Here is a 22,294-nt window from a genome sequence, read left to right as displayed (position 1 = left end):
AGCGCCCATCGTGGAAGTGCCCCGCCGGCCGACATCGCCGCCACGGGGCCTGATCCATGACCACAGAATCCCAAGTACCGCCTGACCAGCGTTATGCCGCCTTTCGCCATCGGCCGTTCCTGAGCTACTGGGCGGCGCGCTTCCTCTCGACATTCTCCACCCAGATCGTGTCGGTCGCCGTCGGCTGGCAGATCTACGATCTGACCCGCGACCCGTTCGACCTTGGGCTTGTCGGCATCGTCCAGTTCCTGCCTTCGCTGCTGCTGGTGCTGGTCACTGGCGACGTTGCCGACCGTTTTGGACGCCGCCTGATCATGGCGCTGGCGGTGCTGGTCGAGGCGGGCTGCGCTTTGGCGCTTCTGTTGCTGACGCTGCGCGGCCTCTCCGGGCCGATGCCGGTCTTCATCGTGCTCGCCATGTTCGGCATCGCGCGCGCCTTCTTCGGGCCGGCCTCGTCATCATTGTTCGCCAATCTGGTGCCGCCCGAGGATTTCGCCAACGCCATCGCCTGGAACTCGTCCGCCTGGCAGACGGCAACCATCGTCGGGCCGGTCGCCGGCGGTCTGCTCTACGGGCTTTCGGCCGAAGCCGCCTACACCACCGCGGCCGCGCTGATGCTCATCGCCGCCGTGCTGATCTTCACCATCCCGAAGCCCGCCCAGCGCAGCCGGACCGACAGACCGACGGTACGGACCCTGTTCGCCGGCTTCGGCTATATCTGGAGCGAAAAGATCGTGCTAGGCGCGATTTCGCTCGATCTGTTCGCGGTGCTCCTGTCCGGCGCCTCGGCGCTGCTGCCGGTCTATGCGCGCGATATCCTCGAACTCGGCCCATGGGGGCTCGGCCTGTTGCGCTCGGCGCCCGGCGTCGGCGCCATCTGCGTCGCCATCTGGCTGGCCGGACACCCGATCCGCAACCATGCCGGCCTTGTCATGCTCGGCTTCGTTGCGCTGTTCGGCGCGTTCACCGTCTTGTTCGGCCTCTCGACCATCACCTGGGTGTCGATCGCAGCCCTTGCCCTGCTCGGCGCCACCGACATGTTCAGCGTCTATATCCGCGAGACGCTGATCCAGCTGTGGACGCCGGACGACGTTCGCGGCCGCGTCAACGCCGTCAACCAGGTGTTTGTCGGCGCCTCCAATGAGCTCGGCGAATTCCGCGCCGGCACCATGGCCGCGCTGATCGGCACGGTTCCGGCCGTGGTGGTCGGCGGCGTCGGCGCGATCGCTGTCGCCGGTCTATGGGCGGTGCTGTTCCCACAGCTGCGCGAGGTGCGTCATCTCAGGGGGCGAAACTAAAGCGCGACGCGCTTTAGTTCGTTTGTTTGTGCATGTCGTTTTCCCAAAACCGCTGCACACTTTTGGGCGACATGCACCGACTTCACCGCAGCGCCGGCTTGCCAAAAATCATCGGCAGGAACTCGCCGAGCCAGCGCTTGAGGTGCATGTCCCAGATCAGCCGGCCACCGAGATGGTCGCGGCCGGGCTGCGCGCCGGGCAATTCGAAGCGATGGGCGCCGCGCACCACCCAGCGCTGCATCATCGCCCGGGTCAATTCGCCATGGAACTGGATGCCCCAGGCATTGTCGCCATAGCGGAAGGCCTGGTTGGGATAGGTTTCGGCCGTCGCCAAAAGTGTTGCGTCCTTCGGCAGCGAAAAGCCCTCACGATGGAACTGATAGACCATCTCCGGCCAATGCATCAGCCTGCTGCCTGCTTCAGTCGCCTTTAGCGGATACCAGCCGATTTCGACGAGGCCCTCGCCATGGCCCTCGACCCTGCCGCCGAGATGCTTGACCAGCATTTGCGCGCCGAGGCAGATGCCAAGCAGCGGCCGGTTCTCGTTGAGTGGAATTTTGAGCCAGTCGGTCTCGCGGCGGACGAACTCGTCGCCGTCATTGGCGCTCATCGGCCCGCCGAACACCACGGCACCGGCATGGCCATCCAGCGTCTGCGGCAAGGCCTCGCCGAGCGGCGGGCGGCGGATGTCGAGATCGAAGCCTTCCTCGATAAGCATATGGCCGACCCGTCCCGAGCTCGAAAGCTCCTGATGCAGCACGATCAGGATCTTTGGTCTCGGGCTTGGCTTGGGCGGCATTGGAAGGCGGGATCCTGTTCTATTCGTCGCTTGACGTTCCGGCAGCACCAGGAGCCGCGGCCGCCGCCTTGAGGCGCGCCTCGACGCGGTCGCGGCGTTCGACGCCGATCAGCTCGGCGACCCGCCAGACGGTATTGTCCTCGAGTTCGTGCAGCTCGCCATCGGCATAGACGATCTCCCACATCAGGCCGATAAAGGCCTTTCGCGCCTCGGCGTCGAGATGGCGCTTGAGCACGCTGGTAAAGGCGTAAAGGTCGATCGCCTCATTGTCGGCCCGCTCGCCGGCAGCCGCCAACGCATCGAGTTCGTCGCCGCTGATAGAATAGCTTTCCGCCAGCACCTTCTTGAACCGTTCCCATTCGGTATCCTGGCGCACGCCGTCGGCGTTCATCACGTGGAAAAGGAGGGCGGATGCGGCAACGCGCGGATCGTCGGCGCTGGCGCTGGCGCCACTACCGGACGGCAGGTCCCTTAGAAACGACAGAACGCGTTCGAACATCAAATCATTCCCAATAAGACCGGGTCCACTCGACCCGGATCAGAACAAACGAAACCGGCGCGTCGATTTACCCGCCTCGTCGTCGGGGTCGACGCCGGGGTCGTCGGGCAGCCGCGTCAACTCCTGCGCCGGCTCGACGGCTTCGGCATCGTCCGGCACCGCGGCAAACGCCGCCGCGGCGACCGGTGTCACATGATCCTCGCCGGCACGGTTTTCGGTCTCTGCTTCGGTCGCGGTGCCCGGAGTCTCGGCAGCAACCGCTGTGTGCTCGATCGCCTCGGCTGTTTCCTGTACCGGCTTGGCTGAAGCCGCAATTGCCGGCACCGATGCCTCCTGCGTATCCTCATCGCTGTCGATCAACTGGCCGAGCCGCTCCATCGGCGCTCGCCATTCGAATGCATCGAGCCTGCCGGTGATCGGCGATACCGGAGCCCAGCGGTCGGAGACGACGCCGTCGGCGACCCAGGCCGGGTCGCGCGGCGCTCTCACCGCCTTCGACAGCAACTGCCGCACCTTGCCCTGGTCGCCGGTCTCGGCCTCCTCGATATCGGCCAGCAGCAGATAGGCGCCTTCGCGGCGATCGATGCGGATGGCGGCTTCGGCCTCGCGGCGCGCGGTTGAAAAGTCCTGCGCATCGAGCGCGGCGCGCGCCACGGCAAGCGAGGCCTCGGCATGGTTCTTCTTCAGGTCCTGCAGCTTCTTTGCCCGGTTCAGCCGGTCGAGCACGGCATCGCCGGGCCTGGCATGGGTGTAGAGCTCGGCGATCTCCGGGTGCGGCTCGGCCTTCCACGCCGCCTCGAGGATTTTCGAGCCCTTGCGCACGTCGTTCAGCCGAAACAGCAATTTCGCCGCGGCGACCGCCGCCGGCGCGAAATCCGGCCGCAGCCGGTTGGCTTCGAGAGCCGCCGTCCGGGCGGCATTGGCATCGCTGTCGATCAGCGCCTGCGCCTTGGCGGTCAGCAGCACAGCGCGGCGCCGGTTAGCGGCGTCGCGCTCGATCTGCCGCGTTGACTTCTGGGCGTCGACAAGTTTCAGCGCACCATCCCAGTCGCCACGCCCGGTCAGATCTTCCAGCGTCGATTCGGCCGCCCAGGCCAGCTGCGGCGCCACCGCCGCCGCACGGCCGGCATAGTGGCGGGCTGCGTTGCGGTCGCCGAGCCGCTCGGCTTCGAGATACAGTCCGCGCAGGCCGAGCAGCCGCATTTCGGGATCGTCGAGCATGGTCTCGAACTTTTCGCGGGCGCCCTCATGGTCGCCTTCGAGCAGCGAGGCCTGCGCGTCGAGCAGCTGGATCAGCGGCTCCTGGTCGGAGCGGATCAGCTTTGCCGCTTCCTTGGTCTTCTTGCGGGCGAGCGCGCCGTCACCGGCGCCGGCGGCGATCATGCCGGTCGACAGCGCCTGATAGCCGCGGTCGCGGCGCCGCACGCGGAAATAGCGCGAGATCGTATAGGGGCTGGTCCACAGCGCCTTGACCAGCCACCAGACGATCATCACCGCGGCAACCACGGCAACGATCGCCACCGCCGCGACCATCAGGCTGACCTGGTATTGATAGCCGTTGAAGGTGACGAGCATTTCACCCGGCCGGTCGGCCAGCCAGGCGAACCCGAGCCCGAGCGCAAAGACGACGGCAAGGAAGGCGAGGATGCGGATCATCGGGTTCCTCACGCCTTCATCGCGCCAGCGATGAGTGAATCGATCTGCGTCTCGACCTCCATCCGCGCTTTCAGTTTGCCGGCAAAGTCGGCGCCGGCGGCCTTGGCCGCTTCAGGCAGCGTTTCGTATTCGCTGAGCGCCTTGGCGTAGTCGCCCTGATTGACGGCGACCTCCATGCGGGCGACGGTTTCCGGGGCGCCGGCGCCCTCGACCGCACCGATCGGCCTGACCTTGACCAGCGATTCGGCGCTCGACAGCAGCTTTTGCAGGATGCCGGCATTCTGGTCGACAGGCGTCGCGGCAGCGACCATGGCGTTGGCGGTGGCGTCCGCTTCGGCGGCGATCTCGGCGCGCGTTGGGACGCCCTTTTCGGCATAGGCGCGCAGCGTCGCGATCTCGGGTGCATCGGGTGAGATCGCGGCAAAGGTTTCGAGTTCGGTCGCGAACGGCGCACCGCGGTCGAGCGCTGCCTTGAGCGCCGAGGCGGCAATGGCCAGCGCGATCTTCGGCTGCGAAGCCTGTGCATCGACCTTGCCCGAGAGCTGTGAAACCGACTGTTCCAGCGCCGCAAGCCGGCCTTCCTGCGCCTTTGCCGTCTCGCCGGCCGATTTCACCAGCGCGTCGAGCGCGGCCAGCCTTTCGTTGAGCGGCTCGAGATCGACCGGCGCCGTGCCGCCGGCCTTGCCGAGGCCCGCGACCGCCGTCTCGATCTGCCGGACCTTGTCGCCAAGTGCGGCCAGCCCGGCATTGTCGCCGGCGCCGCCTTGCTCGACCGCCGATTTGAGCGCCGTGACGTCCGCCCTGACCTGATCCAGCGCCGACGACAGCCCGTCCACCTTGGCTGATGCGTCATTGTTGGCGTCGGCCTGTCTGAGGTCCGCGACCTCGCGTTTCAGCGAAGCGATCTCACTATTGACGGGGTCGAGCGACACGCCGCCCGACCCCGGCGCCCCGAGCAGGCCGGCAAATTGCAGCCCGCCGGCGGCGGCCAGCGCGATGACGCCGCCGACAATACCGGCGGCGATGCCGTTGATGCCGCTCCGCTTCGGCTGCGCTGCCATATGGTCGTCCCTCGTCTCAGCTGTCTTCTCGCCGGAACCTGGTATCCTCGGTTCGTTGGCCCCGGTTCCGCTGGGTGCATCTTCGAAACTGTAGTCGGAAGCCGTGAAGCGACCGACCGGCGCATCCGAACCGGCCGGATAAGGGATTTCCGCTTCCCTGGCAGAATCGGCGCCTGCGTCCGTCGGCTCTTGCGTGCCGGCCCGCGCGGCTGCGTCGGCATGTTCCCATGGTTCGAGATCGGTCTGGTCGGCATGCACCGGCTCCTCAGGCGGCTCCGGCTGCGATGCGTTCGCCGCTTCCTCGGCCCGCGCCTCGTAGGTCTGCGCCGCGGCCGGCTGCTGCGAGCTGGCATCCTGTTCGTCGGCGACTCGCGAGACGGCGCCGGGCTCGAGATCGATGGTCACCGGCTCACGGCGGCTCTTGGAATGCCGCATCTTCGGCGTCTTGACCATGCTCGGGCTCCGCAAAATTCGCTTCGGGATGGTTTGAAGGGTCTAGCACATCACCAAGCGGTGAAAAGGGGCGGCGTGATGACGCCACGGCTTGGAGTTCAGTTTTGGCAAAACGCCGCAGCGGTTTTGGGACACGGCATGCGGAACCAGAAATGAAAAACCCGCCTCGGCGGCGGGTCGTTGGGGCGAATCAGCACCATAAGTGATTTTCTAGCATAGCTGCCGGCACAAAGCAAGAACAAAATAGCTGTGTCGCGGACAATCGCCCCAGCTTAGCTGCGGAATGTTTCAGGAGCCCGCAGGAGGTATGCCAACGTCCGGAACAGGCGGATGCCGGTCAGCGCCGCGCCTGCAAAAGCCCCAGCAAGGCATCTTCGCTGGGCTCAGGCGCAATCCGGATCCTTTCGCCAGCGGCATCATCCAAGGCCGCGGCAATACGTCCCGACAATGCGAAAAAGCGCGTCTCTTCAAAAAAACCGCGCACCGCCGGCCGGCTAGCCAGGGCCTGCATCGCCATGGCCGCCTTGGCCGAATAGAGCAGCACCGCCTCGACCGGCCGGGCGGACAGGCGCGCAAGCACGGCCTCGTCGGAGTAATCCAGCACAACGGTGTCGTAGGTCTCGACGGCGCGGACCTGAGCGCCCGCCGCCTGCAGCCGCTCCTCGAAGCCCGGAAAGCGCACCCGCCCGCAGAGATAGACGATGGTCTGCCCCGCGTAACCACCAGCAAGCGCATCGGCCAGCGCCTCGGCATTCCCTGGGCCTTCGCTGACCGACAGAAACCCGGCCGCGCGGGCGGCTTCCGCCGTCTTCCTGCCGACGGTGTGGCACGGCAAGCCGGCGAGCGCCGCGATGACCTCTTTCGGCGCATGGCGAACGCCGTTGGCACTGGTGGCCGCGACCGCCGCAGCCGCATCGGCGACCGCGCCGACGTCGACGGGCAGCGCCACCGTTTCGGTCAGCGGCAGCAGGATCGGCTGAAAGCCGGCATCCGCAAGCCGGCGCGCCGTGCGCAAGGCGCCCGGTTCGGGTCTCGTCACCAGGACGCGGAGCATGTCAGGTCCAGCCGTCGAAGAATGTTTCGCCGGCTTTGGCCCGAACGGTCGCGGCGGCTTCCGCGCCAATGCGCGCCGCCTCCTGCGCTGGCCCTTCCAGCCTGACTTCATGCGACTGCGTGCCATCGGGCGAGATGATCAGCCCGGCAAAGGAAACCGTTGCGCCGGATATCGTCGCATGGCCGGCGATCGGGGTGCGGCAGGAGCCGTCGAGCGCCGCCAGGAAGGCGCGCTCGCAGGCCAGCGCCTGGCCGGTCGGCACGTCGTGGATTGCCGCCAGCATCGCTTCCACGTCGCGGTCGCCGATGCGGCTCTCGATACAGATCGCGCCTTGCCCCGGCGCCGGCGGAAAGACGTCGAGCGGCATCAGGTCGGTGACGACATTTTCGAGCCCGAGCCGCTTCAGCCCGGCATAGGCGAGGATGGTGCCGTCGGCGATGCCTTCGTCGAGCTTGCGCAGCCGCGTCTGCACATTGCCGCGAAACATCACCACGTCGATGTCCGGCCGCATCCGCCGGATCAGTGCCTGGCGCCTGAGCGACGACGAGCCGACCCTGGCGCCTTGCGGCAGGCCGGCAATCGTTCGCGCCGCCTTGCCGATGAAGGCATCGCGTGCGTCCTCGCGCGGCAGGAAGGCGGCCAGTTCCAGCCCCTCGGGCAACAGCGTAGGCATGTCCTTCGACGAATGCACGGCGATGTCGATGCGCCGCGCCAGCAACGCCTCCTCGATCTCCTTGGTGAACAGGCCCTTGCCGCCAGCTTCCGACAGCGGCCGGTCCTGGATGCGATCGCCGCTGGTCGAGATGACGACCACCTCGAACGCCTCGGCCGGCATGCCATGCGCCGTCATCAGCCGCGCCTGCGTTTCATGCGCCTGCGCCAATGCCAGCGGGCTGCCGCGTGTTCCGATTTTCAAGGTTGTTTGCATGGCGCGCCGTCCGTGATAACCCCCGGCAGGATCGAGGTCCGTCTTTCCGGCTTCCTCCTATCGGGGAAAGGCAGGCCGTACAATCCTTGGAGACAGCGACGAATTGATCCGCGTTCTGGGCATCGAGACGAGTTGCGACGAGACCGCCGCCAGCGTGGTGGCGCTGGACGGTCGCAGCACGCCGCAAATCCTGTCGAACATCGTGCTCAGCCAGATCGAGGAGCATGCCGCTTTCGGCGGCGTCGTGCCGGAGATTGCCGCGCGCGCCCATGTCGAGGCGCTCGACGGCATCATCGAGGCAGCGCTGGCCGATTCCGGCGTCGACCTCGCCGACATCGATGCGATTGCCGCCACCGCCGGTCCCGGTCTTGTCGGCGGGCTGATCGTCGGCCTGATGACGGCAAAAGCAATCGCCGCGGCAGCTAAAAAACCGCTGATCGCCGTCAACCATCTCGAAGGCCACGCGCTGACGGCCAGATTAACCGACGGGCTCGACTTTCCCTACCTCTTGCTGCTGGTTTCCGGCGGCCATACCCAGATCGTCGCCGTGCGCGGCGTCGGCGACTACCAGCGCTGGGCGACGACCATCGACGACGCGCTTGGCGAAGCCTTCGACAAGACGGCCAAGATGCTCGGCCTGCCCTATCCGGGCGGACCGAATGTCGAGAAGGCGGCGGCAAATGGCGATGCGGCCCGTTTTGCGTTTCCGCGCCCGATGAAGGGCTCGGCGCAGCCCGATTTTTCCTTTTCCGGCCTCAAGACCGCAGTGCGCCAGGCGGCATCCGCGATCGCCCCGCTGAGCGACCAGGACGTCGCCGATATCTGCGCCTCGTTCCAGGCGGCGGTGGCGGATGCGCTCGGCGACCGTGTTTCGCGGGCGCTGACCAGATTCCGTCAGCAATTCCCGGACAAGGCCGAGCCTGCGCTGGTTGTCGCCGGCGGCGTCGCCGCCAACCGGACGATCAAGGCGACATTGCAAGCGCTGTGCGAACAGGCCGGGTTCAGCTTCGTCGCCCCGCCGCTTAATCTCTGCACCGACAATGCGGCGATGATCGCCTGGGCCGGCATCGAGCGGCTGCGCGCCGGCATATCAGGCGAAAACGCCGCCGATTTCGTGCCGCGCTCGCGCTGGCCGCTGGACAGCGTCTCGGCCCCGATGGTCGGCTCTGGCCGGCGCGGGGCCAAGGCGTGACGAGCAAAGCCATGACGCGCAAAGCCAGCGCCGGCTGGCGTGTCGCCGTGCTTGGCGGCGGTGCCTGGGGCACGGCGCTGGCGCTGGCCATGCTGCGCGCCGGCCATTCGGTCCGGCTGTTCGCGCGCGACCCGGAGACCGTCGCGGCGATCGACCGTGGCGAAAATCCGCGCTATCTGCCCGGCATCGCGCTCGATCCCGGCATCGCGGCGACAAGTGACATCAAACTGGCTCTCGCCGACGCCGACTGCGTGCTGGCGGTGGCGCCGGCGCAATCGTTGCGCGCCATGCTGACGGCCGCGTCCAGCCATGTGCCGAAAGGCGTCCCGCTGGTGCTCTGCGCCAAGGGCATCGAGCGCGACACCGGCGCGCTGCTGTCGTCCATTGCCGAGGAAATCCTGCCGGCAAATCCGGTCGCCGCTTTGTCCGGCCCAAGCTTTGCCACCGACGTCGCCAGGGGCCTGCCCACGGCCGTGGTGGTCGCCGCCCGCGACGAGGCTCTGGCCACCGACCTTGCCGCCCGTTTCTCGGCTGAAAACCTGCGTTGTTATTGGAGCGACGACCTGATCGGCGTCGAGATCGGCGGCGCGCTGAAGAACGTCTTTGCCATCGCCGCGGGTGCCGTTACCGGCGCCGGGCTCGGCGCCAGCGCCCAGGCCGCAATGGTGACGCGCGGCTTCGTCGAATTGCGCCGCATCGGTGCCGCCTTCGGCGCAAAGCCGGAGACGCTGATGGGGCTTTCCGGCCTCGGCGACCTGCTGCTCACCTGCTCGTCCGCCCAGTCGCGCAATTTCGCCTATGGGCTGGCGCTCGGGCAAGGCAAGCCGCTTGCCGGCCTGCCTCTGGCTGAAGGCGTGCCGACGGCGGCGATCGCCGCCCGCATCGCCGGCGAGCGCCGGATCGACGCGCCGATCATCGCCGCCGTCGCCGCCATACTGGACGGCACCGTCACCATAGACCAGGCTGTGTCGGCGTTGATGACCAGGCCGCTCAAAACCGAAACCGACATGTAATCCCGAACGATTGCGGAGATGGAAAGATGCTGTTTGCGTTGATTTGCAAGGACAAGCCAGGAAGCCTGCAGGTGCGGCTCGATACGCGGCCTAAGCACCTTGCCTTCCTGGAAGGGCTGAACGGTGACAAGAAATTGGCCTTCGCCGGCCCGTTCCTCGACGCAGACGGCAAGCCGAACGGCACTCTCGCCGTTGTCGAGGCGCCCGATCTGGCTGCGGCAAAAGCCCTGTCGGCGGCCGATCCCTATACCAAGGCAGGGCTGTTCGAAAGCGTCGAAATCCGGCAGTGGAACTGGAGCTTCAACAAACCGGCGGGTATCTAAATGCATGTCGCGCAAAAGTGTGCAGCGGTTTTGTGATAACGACATGCATAAAACAAGAACCTGAAGCGCGTCGCATGACGCCGGTCGAACGCGACGCGCTTTTAGTCGCGACGGCACCTGAGGAGGAGCAAGACAATGAACTACTGGCTGTTCAAATCCGAACCCTCGGTCTTCTCCTTCGAGGACCTCAAGGCCAAGGGCAAGGCCGGCACGCAATGGGACGGCGTGCGCAATTATGCGGCGCGCAACAACATGAAGGCGATGCAGATCGGCGATCTCGGCTTTTTCTACCATTCCAATGATGGGCTCGACATAGTCGGCATCGCCGAAATCTGCGCTCTGGCCCATCAGGACAGCACGACCGACGATCCCCGCTGGGAGTGCGTCGATATCCGCGCCTTCAAGGACATGCCGAAGCCGGTGACGCTGGAACAGGCCAAGGCCAATCCAAAGCTGGCCGACATGGCGCTGGTGCGGCTCGGGCGGCTGTCCGTGCAGCCGGTGACGCCTGCCGAATGGCAGGAGGTCTGCCGCATGAGCGGACTGACGCCGGCGCCATGACGGCGCTGACGCCGGACAGCGCCAAGAAATTCATCCTCGACAACACGGCGCTGATGGCGCCGCCGCATGTGCCGGAGATACGCCTGCAGCTGGCCGACGAGGCGCATGAATTGTGGCAGCGGACCGAGGATGAGCTGACCGAAATCGGCCTGCCGCCGCCCTTCTGGGCCTTCGCCTGGGCCGGCGGCCAAGGCCTTGCCCGCTACATCCTCGACAATCCGGCGGCGGTGCGCGGCAGGCGCGTGCTCGACTTCGCCTCCGGCTCCGGCCTCGTCGCCATTGCAGCAGTGAAGGCCGGATCTGCCGAGGTGATCGCCGCCGACATTGACCCGTTCTGCGCGACCGCGGTCCGCCTCAATGCCGAGGCCAATGGCGTCGAGATAGAATTCCTCGCCGGCGACTGCATCGGCACCGATGCGGGCTGGGATCTGGTGCTGGCCGGCGACGTCTTCTACGACAAAGCTTTCGCCGACAGGCTGATGCCGTGGTTCGCAGCGTTGAAGGCGCGCGGCGCCGACATCCTCGTCGGCGATCCCGGCCGCTCCTATTTGCCGAAGACCGGGCTGGAACCGCTTGCCGTCTACGAAGTGGCGGTGACCCGCGCGCTGGAGGACGCCGAGGTCAAGCGCACCACCGTCTGGTGCCTTGCTTGACGGCATCGCCGAACAGGCGTTCCATCGCGCAATCGACCGGAGGGAATCATGGATTTTTCAGCAATCAATTGGCTGGCGGTAATCGTCGCCGCCGTGGTGGCGTGGCTGTTCGGCGCGGCCTGGTATATGGGCCTGAGCAAGCCGTGGCTGAAGGCCGCCAAGCTTGATCCGGCGACGATGAGCAAGTCGATGCTGCCCTTCGTCGTCTCCTTCGTCGCGGAGCTTGTCATGGCGCTGGTCATGTCGCTGATCATCGGCGCAGTGACCGGCGGCGAACCGAGCCTGCTTGCCGGGGTGATCTTCGGCTTCGTTCTCTGGCTGGGGTTCGTCGCCACGACGCTTTCGGTCAACCATCGCTACGAAGGTTTCGGCTGGGATCTGACGCTCATCGATGTCGGCCATTGGCTCGGCGTGATGCTTCTCATCGGCGCGGTGATCGGCTGGTTCGGCGCGGCGGCGACAGGCTGACCTTTAGGTTGGGGTCTTGGCGACTTCCTCGAGAAGCCAATCGCGAAAGGCGACGATGCGCGGATCGTTCGCCGCACTTTCGGGATAGACCAGGAAATAGGCGAATTCGGGCGCGACCTTGATGCCGAGTTCAAAGGGCCGGATCAGCCGGCCTTCCGAAAGGTCGTTTGCCACCATGGCGAAATCGGCGAGCGCAACCGCGTTGCCGTCGAGCGCGGCCTGCACGGCATCCGTCGAATTGCCGAACACGATGGTCCGGCTGTCGTCGAAATCGTCGACGCCCGCCGCCGCCATCCACATGCTCCAGTTCGGCCAGGTGACGCCCTGGCGCGACCACTCGATATGCGCCAGCGTATGATGGAACAGGTCGCGTGGCTCCTTGAGCGGCGGCCCTGACCGCAGCAAGGCCGGACTGCAGACGGGAATGATGACGTTTTCGAACAGCCGGTGCGAGCGAAGCCCCGGATATTTGCCGGCGCCGAAACGGATGCCGACATCGACATCGTCGCGGTCGAAATCGCGCACCTCATAGCTGATATCGAAGCGCAGCTCGATTGCCGGATGCTGTTTGCGAAAATCGTCGACGCGCCGCATCAGCCACTTCGTCGCGAATTGCGCATCGAGGGTGACCTTCAGCAGCGCCGATCCGCGCGCCGTCTTCTGCGCCCGTGAGACCGCGCGGCCAAGCAGGTCGAGCGCGTCGGTCGAGGCCTCGAACAGCACCGCACCCGCCTCGGTGAGCCGGATTGTGCGGCTGGTGCGTGTGAACAGCATGATGCCGAGCTGATCCTCGATTTCCTTGATCTGGTGGCTGACCGCTGCCGGCGTCAGGCCGAGCTCGTCGGCGGCGCGGGTGAAATTGAGGTGCCGGGCCGCCGCCTCCAGCGTCCGCAGCGCACGGGTTCCAGGCAGCAGGCGCGCCATCAGGGCCAGACGAGGAGGGTTCGGTCGAGCATTCCAATCCTCAAACAAAACTTGAAGATGCAGAAAAAACTACTCGTTTCCCGTTTGAATTTCAATCCGCCATGATCTGAGCATCGAAGAAACATCAAACCGGATTTGATGTCCGGAGAAGCGGATTGCACCATGTCTGACATCGCCCTGCGCTCTGTAACCCTCCGCCCGGCCTGGCTGCGCGCCGTGCTCGACTGGCTTCGGCACGCGAGAATCGCGGCCAATCTTCCCTACGAGAATGTCGAGGATCTCTCCGATCGCCAGCTGCGCGACATCGGTAGCGAACGCAAGGACATCGCACGCGCCATGGACCGCGAACTCGGCCGGCTCGGCCTTCTCGACATAGGGTGGCAAAGGAGTAGGGGAGTAGGGGAGTAGTGAGTAGGGGAGTAGGGAGTAGGGGAGTAGGGGAGTAGGGGAGCTAAGCGGCGCGCCCGCCCCTGTCTCTACTTTTACTGCCCTATTCCCCTACTCCCTTATTCCCCTATTCCCTTACCTTACCACCCTCACCACCGTCCGCTCCGACAGCAGCGGCAGCAGCCGTGCCATGGTGCGGGCTGTTACCGCGACGCAGCCTTGCGTCGGCGTGAAGCCGGGGCGCGCCAGGTGGAAGAAGATGGCGCTGCCGCGCCCGCGCCGGCGCGGCACAATGTTCCAGTCCAGCACTAGGCAAGCATCGTAGAGATCGTCGGCCCGCTGCATCCGCTCATGGCTGGCACCATAGGGGATTTTGACCGGGCGGTTGTAGTTGCGGTCCCCAGGCACTTCGCACCAGCCGAGGTCGCGGCCGATCGGCGTCATCGCCAGCCGCGTCCGGCGGCCGCTGGAAAAACGGTCGCCGCGAAAATATCCCGACAATATCCGCATCGAGGCGAGCGGCGTGGCGCCATCGCCCTCGCGCTTGCCGGCCGAGATGCCGCCATGCCCCAGCGCACATGGAAACACGAGTTTGCCGGCCTGTAGAAAGCCCTGGCTGGCATGGCCGGGCCGCGCGCGCACGGTGAGCACGGTAAGCCCTTTCGGCAAAATTGCGCCGACTGCATTGCGATCGTGTTTTTTCTTGTATGATCGTGCCACGGAACAAATCACTGTGAACGGCTGTTGTGCCGGTCAGCTTCCGCATAAACAGGCAGCGGTCAACTGAAATCTCTTTTCAAAACAACGGATTGATCCATGACTTCACGCACCATTCTGATCGTTGACGACGATGACGACCTGCGCGGCACCCTTGTCGAGCAATTGTCGCTTTATGAGGAATTCGATGTCCTGCAGGAAGCGACCGCCGCCAAAGGCGTCGCCGCGGCGCGCGGCGGGCTTATCGACCTGCTCATCATGGATGTCGGCCTGCCCGACATGGATGGCCGCGAGGCGGTGAAGATATTGCGCAAGGGCGGCTACAAGGCGCCGATCATCATGCTGACCGGCCACGACACCGATTCCGACACGATCCTTGGTCTCGAGGCCGGCGCCAACGACTATGTGACCAAGCCGTTCCGCTTTGCCGTGCTGCTGGCCCGCATTCGCGCCCAGCTGCGCCAGCACGAGCAGAGCGAGGACGCCACTTTCTCGGTCGGCCCCTACACGTTCAAGCCCAGCCAGAAGCTTCTGATCGACCCGCGCGGCGCCAAGGTGCGGCTGACCGAAAAGGAAGCCTCGATCATCAAATATCTCTACCGCGCCGACCAGAAGGTGGTGACCCGCGACGTGCTGCTGGAGGAAGTCTGGGGCTACAATTCCGGCGTCACCACGCATACGCTCGAAACCCACGTCTACCGGCTGCGCCAGAAGATCGAGCGCGATCCTTCCAACGCGGAAATTCTCGTGACAGAAAGCGGCGGCTACAAGCTGGTTCCTTAAACATTTCATTATTCAAATAAGCGATCCGGGCGGGGCGCTTTTCGGGTACGGTCCTGAGCTGGAGGTGGGTCTGGATCGAACTCGCGGAGGCATCGGGTCCAAGGAGCGGAACCGATTTTTGAAACGCCTTGCGCGTCCGGGGGACGCGCGGCGCTCTAGGGAGGAGTGGGACTGACGGTTCGGGGACATAGCTAGATGGCGCTGGATGACGACATCCGCATCCTGTCCACCGTGAGGCTCTTCGAGGGCTTTACGCAGGAACAGCTGCGTCTGCTCGCCTTCGGCGCCGAAACCACCATGCTGAAAGCCGACCACAAGCTTTATCGCGAGGACGACGAAGCTGATTCGGCCTACATCGTGGTCAGCGGCCGCATCGTGCTCTATCGCGAGCACGACGGGGAGCGCATCCCGATCGGCACCGCCGGTCCCGGCACCATACTCAGCGAACTGGCGCTGATCGCCGACACCAACCGGCTGACCAGCGCCTCCGCCGAAATCGATTCGGAAGTGCTGCGGCTCAGCCGCAAGATGTTCCGCCGCATCCTCGAGGAATACCCGGAGCTGGCGGTTCACTTGCACCAGCGCATATTGGAGGATTTCCAGGCGATGATCCGCCGGATCGAGGAACTTGGGCCGCGTTTTGCCGGCTAATGTAGCGCCTCTGGTTTAACCAGATTTCGGAATTTGCGAGTTCTCAAGGCCGGTGCGTTGCGGAAACAAGCTCCGCCTTGCGCCGCGCCGTCTCCAGTCCGAGCGCAATGAAGCGGCGCGCATGTTTGGCCAGCTCCATATTGTCGGTCCACAGATTGCGCCAGATCGCGGTTTTCCGCGACAGGTTCTCGTCGACGATTTCCGACGAGAAGGATTCGAAGCTGAGGTCGTCGCTGTAGCCGATAGCGGTCAGCGCATCGAATATCCCGGCGAAATCGATATTGCCGGTGCCGAGGAAGCCGCGATGGCTCTCGCCGATATGGACATAGCCGATTTTCTTTGCGGCGTTGCGGATGGCCAATCCGACATCGGCCTCCTCGATGTTCATGTGGAACGTGTCGAGATGCAGGAAGATGTTGTCGGAGCCGCTGTCCTCGAGAAAGGCCATGCCTTGCGCGGCGGTGTTGAGCAGGTTGCTTTCGAAGCGGTTGACGATCTCAAGGTTGAGGGTGACGCCGGCTGACTTTGCCGTCTCCGCCACCTCGGCAAGCGTGCCGGCGCTGCGGTTCCACTGGTCGCGCGTCGGCGCCTCGCTCTGCAAACCGTGGCTGGTGCTGAGGATGCCGGCAACCTTCTGGCCGCCGAGATCGCGAGTCAGCGCGATCGTACGTTTCAGGATTTCGACGCCGTGCGCCGCAATCGTTTTGTCGGCGCTCGAAATATCGCCGTCGGCCGGCAGTCCGATGCTGATCGCGACGCCGAGGCCGAGATCGGCTATCCGCTTGGCCAAGCCGTCAATGTCGACATTGGCGGGGTCGAGATAGGAGAATTCGATCAGGTCGAAGCCGGCTTCGCTGGTGTTGGCCAGCGTCCGCTCGAGATCGCTCTGCGTCGAGCTCGCCGACCAGACGAATGAGTGGATTCCGATGCGCGACATGATTGTCTCCGGTTATTCCAGCAGTAGCGGACCCAAGTCCAAATCGGTGTTTGGCAATCCGTTGCTCAGACAAAAAAGGTGCGGCCGGTCATACCGGCCGCACCAGGCTTGGGAGGTTTAGCGAGCTGCGGTCCAGCCCTTGTAATCCTTCAAATTGTCGGCCGTGATCAGCTTCGGGTCGAGCAGCACCGTCGGCTCGGCCGGCTTCTTGCCGGCAAGCAGGTCAGCCGCCATCGTCAGCGACTGGCCGGCCATCACATAGGGATCCTGCGAGGCCGAGGCCTTGATCATCGACGTGCCGGAAGCGAGTTCCTTCTCGATATCGGGCGCGCCGTCGACCGCCGTGAAGATGAACTCCGAGCGGTTGAGCTGCTTGGCCGCAAGCTGGGCGCCGATCGCCGTCGGATCGTTGATGGCGAACACCGCGTCGATCTTGTCGAAACGGGTCAGCAGCGACTGGAACACTTTCAAGCCGCCGTCACGTGAGCCTTCGGCGTTCTGGTCGTCTGAAAGGACCTTGATGTCGGGGTGTTTTGCCAGCACGTCCTTGCAGCCCTTGACCCTCTCCAGGATCGACGACGAGGCCGGGCCGTTGAGGATGACGTAGTCGCCCTTGCCGCCGGTATGGTCGACCAGATACTGGCACGCCTCTTCGCCGGCCTTGACATTGTTGGTCATCACGGTGACGTCGGCGCCCGGCGCCGAAACGTCAAAAGCGGCAACGACGATGCCGGCCGCCTGTGCCTTCTTCACCGCCGGTGCGATCGCCTTGGCATCGACGGCATTGAGCATGATGACGTCGACGCCGGCGGCGATGAAGGAATCGACCTGCGAGACCTGCTTGTTGAGATCGTAGTCGGCCGATACCGATGTCACCTGCACATTCGGGTTGATTTTCTTGGCCGCGTCCTCGATGCCCTTGATGGTGGCGACGAAGAACGGGTTGCCGAGCAGGCCGACCGAGATGCCGACCTTGTTCAGGTCCTTGGCCGATGCCGGCGCGATGACGGCGGCTGCAAGGGCGACGCCGCAGAGCAGTTTAGCGATGATCTTCATTGTTTTATTTTCCTCCTGATGCCCGCGCCTCTCACGGTGCGTTACACATGAAACCGGCTCGATGGACGCCGGCGACTAAGGGCCATCACGTTCTTGCTCCTGCCTGGAGCCGGTAACGGTCGAGGGCGACCGCCACGATGATGACCAATCCCTTGATGATGTACTGCCAGATGTCGGAAACACCGGCGAGGATGAGCCCATTTGACAGCACGGCGATGATCAGGCCGCCGATCAGCGTGCCCCAGATCGAGCCGACGCCGCCGACGAAGCTGGTGCCGCCGAGGATGACCGCGGCAATGGCGTCGAGTTCGTAGGACTGGCCGAGCTGCAGCCCGTTGGCGGCATAGAGCCGGGCCGCCGACATGGCGCCGCCAAGGCCGGCCAGAAGGCCGGAAACGCCGTAGACGAAGAGCAGCACCAGCGGCACCTTGATGCCGGTCAGTCTGGCGGCCTCGGCGTTGCCGCCGACGGCGTAGATCCAGGTGCCAAGCACGGTGCGCTTGAGCACCAGCCAGGACAGCACCACGACCGCCAGCGCGATGATGACCAGCCATGGAACGCCGAACTGCGAACCGTTGCCGATGAAGTCGAACGGCAGGTCCGAGTTGAACACCGTCGTGTCCTGGCCAAGCAACCGGGCGACGCCGCGCACGGCGGTCAGTGATCCCAGCGTGACGATGAAGGGCGGCAGCTTGATGTAGGCGATCAGCAGGCCGTTGATGACGCCGAAGCCGAGCCCGACGAGAATGGCCGCCGGCACGCCCAGCAGTCCCCAATCGGGCACCAGCGACACCATCACCGCCACCATCGCCGAGGCGGCAAGGATCGAGCCGACGGACAGGTCGATGCCGCCGGTCAGGATGACGAAGGTCATGCCGGCCGCCAACACGATGTTGATCGACGATTGCTGCATGACGATCAGCAGATTGGTCTGGGTGAAAAAGCGCGGGTTGATGAACTGGAAGCCGACCGCCAGCAGAATCAGGATCGGCAGCATGCCGAGCGCAGCGATGGCGGTGCGCCACCTTGTGCTCCTGCCGACCGCCCGGTCGTCCGCTTTCATCGTGTCGGCCACTTTGTCGGTCATCGCTGAGCCGCTCCCGTTGCAAGTTCCATGATCGCTTCCTGCCGCAGTGGCTCGCCCTCCGACGCCGTTACCTCGCCGGCAATGGTGCCGTCGCGCATCACCAGCACGCGGTCGGCGATGCCGATCACCTCCGGCAGTTCGCTGGAGATCATCAGGATGGCGATGCCTTTCTTGGCCAGATTGTCGATCAGCCGGTAGATTTCCGACTTCGCCCCGACGTCGACGCCGCGGGTCGGCTCATCGAGGATGACGACCTGCGGCTCTGTTTCCAGCAGGCGGGCGAGCAGCACCTTCTGCTGGTTGCCACCCGACAGCGAGCCGGCATTGGCCTGCACCGAGCTGGTGCGGATGGAGAGCTCGGACACCGCCTTGGCGGCGCGCTTTTCGGCAGCCGCGAAGTCGCGCAGACCGCCGGCCTTCGCGTCCCTTGCCAGCACGCCCATGCTGATGTTGTCGGAGATCGACATGTCGAGGAACAGGCCAAGTTGCTTGCGGTCCTCGGTCAGGTAGGCGATGCCGGCATCCAGCGCCTCGCTTGGCGAACCGATGGATATCGGTTTGCCGCCGAGCTCCAGCGTGCCCGATATGTGCCTGTCGGCGCCGAAGATCAGTCGTGCCAGTTCGGTGCGGCCCGAGCCGACCAGGCCGGCCAGCGCCAGCACCTCGCCTTTGTGGAGGTCGAAGGAGCAATTCCTTATGAAATTGCCGTCCGACATGCCGCGCACCGACAGCGCGACGGCGCGCTTGCTGTCCGGCGGGCGGTGATCCTTCTTGTAGAACGTCGACAGATCGCGTCCGACCATCATCGATACCAGGCGCGAGGCGTTCAGATCGGCGCGGTCGAGCGTGCCGACATAGCCGCTGTCGCGCAGCACGCTGACGCGGTCGGCGAGCTGGTAGACCTCTTCCATGCGGTGGCTGATGTAGATGATGGCGATACCTTGCGACTTCAGCGTCGCGATCACCTCGAACAGCCGGTCGGTCTCACGCGAGGTCAGCGAGGTGGTCGGCTCGTCCATGACGATGATGCGCGCATTGGTCGACAGCGCGCGGGCGATTTCGACCAACTGGCGTTCGCCGAGCGACAGGCTGCTGACCGGGGTGCGCGCTGAAAAAGTCACGCCGAGCCGCGCGATGATGTCGCTGGCGCGCCGGTTACACTGCTCGCGATCGACGATGCCGAACCGTCGCGGCTCGTTGCCGAGGAAAATGTTCTGCGCCACCGACAGATTGGGCGCCAGCGACAGCTCCTGGTAGATGACCGCAATGCCGGCGGCGCGTGCCTTGATCGGGTCGCCGGTGGCGGCCGGCATGCCGTCGATCAGGATTTCGCCGCCGGGATCCGGCCGGTAGGCACCGGACAGCACCTTCATCAGCGTCGACTTGCCGGCACCGTTCTCACCCATCAGCGCGTGCAGCTCGCCGGCATGGACGGTCAGCGACACATCGTGCAGGGCGCGGATCGGGCCGAATGTCTTCGAGATGTGGCGCATCTCCAGCACCGGCTGGCGCACCGTCTCGATCCGGGCGATGGCGCTCATCGCGCACCTCCCGCAGCTGCTCTGGGGGCACCCCGATCGGCGGCAAGGCCGCGCCAGTCGTTGCGGTAGCCGGCAAGGCCGCTGAAGCTTGCCGCATGCACCGCCTCCGGCGCCTCGGTGGCAAACTCGCGTCCGACGCTTTCGAAGGCAAGTGCTGCGGCACCGGTGGCGCTGCCCTCCAGCGTTGCGCCCTGCAGGAAGGCCTGCCCGGGACGCACTTGCGCCAGCAGCGCGGCAAGCAGCCCGCCATTGTTCAGGCCGCCGTCGACGATGACGGTATTATCGGAATGGATCAGCTCGAGGCACAAATCGACCATCAGCGCGACATAGAGCAGCGCCATGGCCGCGCGTTCGTCGGCGTTGGGCGTGCGCCCGACCAGTTCGCCGCGCCGGTGTGCCATCGGGCCGCCGGGCGCGAAGCTCGGCAGCGCCATGATGCCGGCGTCGATCACCCGCTGTATCGATGACGGCGCGATGGCGCCCTGCCAGCCGGCGCTGATCGTCGCGAATTCGCGGCCGCCCATGAAGCGGATGGTTGGCACCGGGCCGCCATCGACATCGACGTTGACCAGCATGTCGCGCTCGCCGTCGAGTGCGTCGAGAGGACAGTCCGGATTGAGAACGACGACCCAGGTGCCGGTCGAGACCACGGTCACCGGCCCGAGCTGCTGCCGGCGGTAGGCATGGAGCGCGGCATTGCTGTCGTGGACGCCATTATGGATGGCGACCGGCTTCGCGGCTCGGCCGAAGCGCTGCTCGCCGATCACCGCGCCGGCACGCTCGAAGGCGGGCATCTGGCCGCGCCAGCCCCCGCCATCGACCAGCGAGCTGAAATCGCGTTTGCGCGGCGCCCATAAATGCGAGTGGCAGCCGAGATAGGACACTTCCGATACCGGCCGGCCACCAAGGCGCCAGCTCCAGTATTGGGGGTAGCCGAGGATCGATTTCGCTGCGGCGAAGGCACCGGGCTCCACCTCCTTCAGCCACAACATGTGGCGGCCGTAGTTGAAGCCAAGCGGCAGGCGCGGCGAAAAGGTCTCGGCAAAATCCGGAATGCGGCGATCGATTTGCGCGGCGATCTCGGCCGGCGGTTCCTGCTCGTAATCGAGGATCGGATGCGTCAGCGCGGCGTCGTTGACCAACGCGAAGGTGCAGCCATGGCCGGATACCATCAGCCCTTCCACGCCATGCGTGTCGACGGCGTCATCGATGGCGCGGGCCGCCCAGTCGTGCAGCGTTGCCTCGTCGAGCACGCTGAAGCCGTTTTTGCGGATCCAGCTCGGCTGGGTGCGGCGCTCGTCGAGGATGCGTCCGTCCTGGCCGAAGACGAACAGCTTCGAATTGGTCTTGCCGAAATCGAGGACGGCTACTTTCACTGGGCGCCTCCCGAGGAAGCGGCGATGCGCACCATGACGCCGGCATCTTCGAGCATGCGCGCGTCGGTGTCGGACAGGCCCTCATCGGTGACCAGCGTACCGATCCGCGACAGCGGCAGCGCCACGTTGCGGGCGTGGATCGACAGTTTGCGGCTGTCGGCCAGCACGACGATCTGGTCGGCGCAGAGGCTGAGCTCGACGATCGAGCGAACCAGCAGCGGGTGCGATTCCAGAAGGCCTTCCTGGCCGATGCCTTGCGCGCCGAGAAAGAACTTCGAGGCGTAGAACGGCACCGTCTGGGTCAGCGAATGGATGATACCCGGCTCGCGGTGCAGTTCGCCGCCGGCGACGGTCAGGCTGCAATGGCCGTGATCGCTGAGATAGGCCGCGAGCGGCATCGAGTTGGTGTAGAGCCGGATGTTGCGGTCGGCGAGCTTGACGCCGAGATGGAAGCAGGTCGAACCGCCATGCACGATGACCGCGTCGCCGTCGCGCACCATGGTGGCGGCGAGAGCGGCGATCTGCCGCTTGGCCTCGACGGCGAGGTCGCGGTTCTCGTCATAGGGCCTGGCATAGGCGACGCCGACTTGCGAAGCGCCATCGAGCGCCGAGATGCCGCCATAGACCTTGCGCGCTTCGCCGGCCTCGTCGATCTTGTCGATGTCGCGCCGCACCGTCGCCGCCGACACGCCAAGCCGCTCCTGCAGCTCGCGCACCGATGCGAAAGGCCGGTCTCGCAAAAGCTCGACAATCTGGCGCTGGCGGCCGGAGTCGCTCAACCCTTACCTCCCAATGCGCTTGCCTCCCAAGCCATTTTGCACGGCATTGCCATTTTGCACGGCAATTGGTGCAACTTACTCAACGGGCCTCGGATTGC

The 22,294-nt window shown here is 65.3% G+C and carries 24 protein-coding genes; 10 read left to right on the top strand and 14 right to left on the bottom strand.

The genetic code is table 11. The features are described from left to right. The first annotated feature begins 56 nt into the window (after positions 1 to 56). Complete coding sequence (locus NKH05_RS03245; protein ID WP_353025024.1) at positions 57 to 1,298, top strand: MFS transporter; 1,242 nt, start codon at positions 57 to 59, stop codon at positions 1,296 to 1,298. 82 nt (positions 1,299 to 1,380) lie between these two features. Here the strand turns inward: NKH05_RS03245 and NKH05_RS03240 are convergent, their stop codons facing one another. From NKH05_RS03240 to hemC, 6 genes are all read right to left on the bottom strand, one after another. Next, the gene (locus NKH05_RS03240; RefSeq protein WP_352850027.1) at positions 1,381 to 2,097 is read right to left on the bottom strand and encodes a glutamine amidotransferase; all 717 of its coding nucleotides are present in this window, start codon (positions 2,095 to 2,097) and stop codon (positions 1,381 to 1,383) included. Positions 2,098 to 2,116: 19 nt separating this feature from the next. Then, the gene (locus NKH05_RS03235) at positions 2,117 to 2,596 is read right to left on the bottom strand and encodes a tellurite resistance TerB family protein (RefSeq protein ID WP_352481012.1); all 480 of its coding nucleotides are present in this window, start codon (positions 2,594 to 2,596) and stop codon (positions 2,117 to 2,119) included. Positions 2,597 to 2,635: 39 nt separating this feature from the next. Continuing rightward, positions 2,636 to 4,252 (bottom strand): heme biosynthesis protein HemY, encoded by a 1,617-nt coding sequence (locus NKH05_RS03230; RefSeq protein ID WP_352481013.1) that lies wholly within the window; start codon positions 4,250 to 4,252, stop codon positions 2,636 to 2,638. 8 nt (positions 4,253 to 4,260) lie between these two features. After that, entirely contained in the window at positions 4,261 to 5,766 is a 1,506-nt protein-coding gene (locus NKH05_RS03225) for a COG4223 family protein (protein WP_023721374.1), read from the bottom strand. Positions 5,767 to 6,103: 337 nt separating this feature from the next. Next, the gene (locus NKH05_RS03220; RefSeq protein ID WP_023721375.1) at positions 6,104 to 6,820 is read right to left on the bottom strand and encodes a uroporphyrinogen-III synthase; all 717 of its coding nucleotides are present in this window, start codon (positions 6,818 to 6,820) and stop codon (positions 6,104 to 6,106) included. 1 nt (position 6,821) lies between these two features. Next, positions 6,822 to 7,748 (bottom strand): hydroxymethylbilane synthase, encoded by a 927-nt coding sequence (gene hemC / locus NKH05_RS03215; RefSeq protein WP_023721376.1) that lies wholly within the window; start codon positions 7,746 to 7,748, stop codon positions 6,822 to 6,824. 106 nt (positions 7,749 to 7,854) lie between these two features. Between hemC and tsaD the strand changes: the two genes are divergently transcribed. From tsaD to NKH05_RS03185, 6 genes are all read left to right on the top strand, one after another. Further along, the gene (gene tsaD / locus NKH05_RS03210) at positions 7,855 to 8,940 is read left to right on the top strand and encodes a tRNA (adenosine(37)-N6)-threonylcarbamoyltransferase complex transferase subunit TsaD (RefSeq protein WP_031194644.1); all 1,086 of its coding nucleotides are present in this window, start codon (positions 7,855 to 7,857) and stop codon (positions 8,938 to 8,940) included. An 11-nt stretch (positions 8,941 to 8,951) separates the two neighbouring features. Next, complete coding sequence (locus NKH05_RS03205) at positions 8,952 to 9,953, top strand: NAD(P)H-dependent glycerol-3-phosphate dehydrogenase (protein WP_352494081.1); 1,002 nt, start codon at positions 8,952 to 8,954, stop codon at positions 9,951 to 9,953. Positions 9,954 to 9,979: 26 nt separating this feature from the next. Continuing rightward, positions 9,980 to 10,276 (top strand): YciI-like protein, encoded by a 297-nt coding sequence (locus NKH05_RS03200; protein ID WP_023721379.1) that lies wholly within the window; start codon positions 9,980 to 9,982, stop codon positions 10,274 to 10,276. Positions 10,277 to 10,411: 135 nt separating this feature from the next. Next, the gene (locus tag NKH05_RS03195; protein ID WP_352494080.1) at positions 10,412 to 10,837 is read left to right on the top strand and encodes an EVE domain-containing protein; all 426 of its coding nucleotides are present in this window, start codon (positions 10,412 to 10,414) and stop codon (positions 10,835 to 10,837) included. After that, positions 10,834 to 11,490, top strand: coding sequence for a class I SAM-dependent methyltransferase (locus NKH05_RS03190; RefSeq protein WP_023721381.1), 657 nt, complete (start codon positions 10,834 to 10,836; stop codon positions 11,488 to 11,490). Before NKH05_RS03195 ends, NKH05_RS03190 begins: the two co-directional genes overlap by 4 nt. 48 nt (positions 11,491 to 11,538) lie before the next feature. Continuing rightward, positions 11,539 to 11,958, top strand: coding sequence for a DUF1761 domain-containing protein (locus tag NKH05_RS03185; protein WP_023721382.1), 420 nt, complete (start codon positions 11,539 to 11,541; stop codon positions 11,956 to 11,958). Positions 11,959 to 11,961: 3 nt separating this feature from the next. Here the strand turns inward: NKH05_RS03185 and gcvA are convergent, their stop codons facing one another. Beyond that, positions 11,962 to 12,882 carry a transcriptional regulator GcvA gene (gcvA, locus tag NKH05_RS03180; protein ID WP_023721383.1) on the bottom strand — a complete coding sequence of 307 codons (921 nt, stop codon included), beginning with the start codon at positions 12,880 to 12,882 and terminating at the stop codon, positions 11,962 to 11,964. A gap of 162 nt (positions 12,883 to 13,044) precedes the next feature. Here gcvA and NKH05_RS03175 point away from each other — a divergent pair, with 162 nt between their 5' ends. Further along, positions 13,045 to 13,290 carry a hypothetical protein gene (locus tag NKH05_RS03175; RefSeq protein ID WP_023721384.1) on the top strand — a complete coding sequence of 82 codons (246 nt, stop codon included), beginning with the start codon at positions 13,045 to 13,047 and terminating at the stop codon, positions 13,288 to 13,290. 114 nt (positions 13,291 to 13,404) lie between these two features. Here NKH05_RS03175 and NKH05_RS03170 read toward each other — a convergent pair whose 3' ends face one another. Then, entirely contained in the window at positions 13,405 to 13,941 is a 537-nt protein-coding gene (locus NKH05_RS03170; RefSeq protein ID WP_245278686.1) for a L,D-transpeptidase family protein, read from the bottom strand. 144 nt (positions 13,942 to 14,085) lie between these two features. On the opposite strand from NKH05_RS03170, the gene NKH05_RS03165 reads away from it, so the two are divergent. Continuing rightward, positions 14,086 to 14,769: a response regulator transcription factor gene (locus NKH05_RS03165; protein WP_023721386.1), complete on the top strand. Its 684-nt coding sequence runs from the start codon at positions 14,086 to 14,088 to the stop codon at positions 14,767 to 14,769. A 195-nt stretch (positions 14,770 to 14,964) separates the two neighbouring features. Beyond that, a complete protein-coding gene (locus NKH05_RS03160; protein WP_023680480.1) occupies positions 14,965 to 15,420 on the top strand; it encodes a Crp/Fnr family transcriptional regulator in 456 nt (151 codons plus the stop codon). A 43-nt stretch (positions 15,421 to 15,463) separates the two neighbouring features. Here NKH05_RS03160 and NKH05_RS03155 read toward each other — a convergent pair whose 3' ends face one another. The 6 genes from NKH05_RS03155 to NKH05_RS03130 form a co-directional block, all read right to left on the bottom strand. Further along, entirely contained in the window at positions 15,464 to 16,357 is an 894-nt protein-coding gene (locus NKH05_RS03155) for a sugar phosphate isomerase/epimerase family protein (protein WP_023721387.1), read from the bottom strand. 117 nt (positions 16,358 to 16,474) lie between these two features. Beyond that, positions 16,475 to 17,413 carry an ABC transporter substrate-binding protein gene (locus tag NKH05_RS03150; protein WP_023721388.1) on the bottom strand — a complete coding sequence of 313 codons (939 nt, stop codon included), beginning with the start codon at positions 17,411 to 17,413 and terminating at the stop codon, positions 16,475 to 16,477. Between the two features lie 85 nt (positions 17,414 to 17,498). Continuing rightward, on the bottom strand, positions 17,499 to 18,476 hold the full coding sequence (locus NKH05_RS03145; RefSeq protein WP_502895841.1) for an ABC transporter permease subunit: 978 nt from the start codon (positions 18,474 to 18,476) through the stop codon (positions 17,499 to 17,501). Positions 18,477 to 18,496: 20 nt separating this feature from the next. Continuing rightward, complete coding sequence (locus NKH05_RS03140) at positions 18,497 to 20,041, bottom strand: sugar ABC transporter ATP-binding protein (protein WP_352643719.1); 1,545 nt, start codon at positions 20,039 to 20,041, stop codon at positions 18,497 to 18,499. Beyond that, complete coding sequence (locus NKH05_RS03135) at positions 20,038 to 21,417, bottom strand: FGGY-family carbohydrate kinase (RefSeq protein WP_353025020.1); 1,380 nt, start codon at positions 21,415 to 21,417, stop codon at positions 20,038 to 20,040. Before NKH05_RS03135 ends, NKH05_RS03140 begins: the two co-directional genes overlap by 4 nt. Continuing rightward, a complete protein-coding gene (locus tag NKH05_RS03130) occupies positions 21,414 to 22,196 on the bottom strand; it encodes a DeoR/GlpR family DNA-binding transcription regulator (RefSeq protein WP_023721392.1) in 783 nt (260 codons plus the stop codon). Before NKH05_RS03130 ends, NKH05_RS03135 begins: the two co-directional genes overlap by 4 nt. Positions 22,197 to 22,294: the final 98 nt, after the last annotated feature.

The sequence above is a fragment of the Mesorhizobium sp. M1399 genome (assembly GCF_040317735.1).
In the GTDB taxonomy this organism is placed as follows: Bacteria; Pseudomonadota; Alphaproteobacteria; order Rhizobiales; family Rhizobiaceae; genus Mesorhizobium.
The sequence above is the reverse complement of the archived record's forward strand: the minus strand, read 5'-3'. Positions and strand labels throughout refer to the sequence as shown.

Bases quoted from the DNA above. Each gene is read 5' to 3' on its own strand.
- NKH05_RS03245 (WP_353025024.1), top strand. From the start codon at position 57: ATGACCACAGAATCCCAAGTACCGCCTGACCAGCGTTATGCCGCCTTT.
- NKH05_RS03195 (WP_352494080.1), top strand. From the start codon at position 10,412: ATGAACTACTGGCTGTTCAAATCCGAACCCTCGGTCTTCTCCTTCGAG.
- NKH05_RS03240 (WP_352850027.1), bottom strand. From the start codon at position 2,097: ATGCCGCCCAAGCCAAGCCCGAGACCAAAGATCCTGATCGTGCTGCAT.
- NKH05_RS03145 (WP_502895841.1), bottom strand. From the start codon at position 18,476: ATGAAAGCGGACGACCGGGCGGTCGGCAGGAGCACAAGGTGGCGCACC.
- NKH05_RS03160 (WP_023680480.1), top strand. From the start codon at position 14,965: ATGGCGCTGGATGACGACATCCGCATCCTGTCCACCGTGAGGCTCTTC.
- NKH05_RS03140 (WP_352643719.1), bottom strand. From the start codon at position 20,041: ATGAGCGCCATCGCCCGGATCGAGACGGTGCGCCAGCCGGTGCTGGAG.
- gcvA (WP_023721383.1), bottom strand. From the start codon at position 12,882: ATGGCGCGCCTGCTGCCTGGAACCCGTGCGCTGCGGACGCTGGAGGCG.
- NKH05_RS03165 (WP_023721386.1), top strand. From the start codon at position 14,086: ATGACTTCACGCACCATTCTGATCGTTGACGACGATGACGACCTGCGC.
- NKH05_RS03205 (WP_352494081.1), top strand. From the start codon at position 8,952: ATGACGCGCAAAGCCAGCGCCGGCTGGCGTGTCGCCGTGCTTGGCGGC.
- NKH05_RS03155 (WP_023721387.1), bottom strand. From the start codon at position 16,357: ATGTCGCGCATCGGAATCCACTCATTCGTCTGGTCGGCGAGCTCGACG.
- NKH05_RS03200 (WP_023721379.1), top strand. From the start codon at position 9,980: ATGCTGTTTGCGTTGATTTGCAAGGACAAGCCAGGAAGCCTGCAGGTG.
- NKH05_RS03150 (WP_023721388.1), bottom strand. From the start codon at position 17,413: ATGAAGATCATCGCTAAACTGCTCTGCGGCGTCGCCCTTGCAGCCGCC.
- NKH05_RS03185 (WP_023721382.1), top strand. From the start codon at position 11,539: ATGGATTTTTCAGCAATCAATTGGCTGGCGGTAATCGTCGCCGCCGTG.
- NKH05_RS03220 (WP_023721375.1), bottom strand. From the start codon at position 6,820: ATGCTCCGCGTCCTGGTGACGAGACCCGAACCGGGCGCCTTGCGCACG.
- NKH05_RS03235 (WP_352481012.1), bottom strand. From the start codon at position 2,596: ATGTTCGAACGCGTTCTGTCGTTTCTAAGGGACCTGCCGTCCGGTAGT.
- hemC (WP_023721376.1), bottom strand. From the start codon at position 7,748: ATGCAAACAACCTTGAAAATCGGAACACGCGGCAGCCCGCTGGCATTG.
- NKH05_RS03175 (WP_023721384.1), top strand. From the start codon at position 13,045: ATGTCTGACATCGCCCTGCGCTCTGTAACCCTCCGCCCGGCCTGGCTG.
- NKH05_RS03225 (WP_023721374.1), bottom strand. From the start codon at position 5,766: ATGGTCAAGACGCCGAAGATGCGGCATTCCAAGAGCCGCCGTGAGCCG.
- NKH05_RS03230 (WP_352481013.1), bottom strand. From the start codon at position 4,252: ATGATCCGCATCCTCGCCTTCCTTGCCGTCGTCTTTGCGCTCGGGCTC.
- NKH05_RS03190 (WP_023721381.1), top strand. From the start codon at position 10,834: ATGACGGCGCTGACGCCGGACAGCGCCAAGAAATTCATCCTCGACAAC.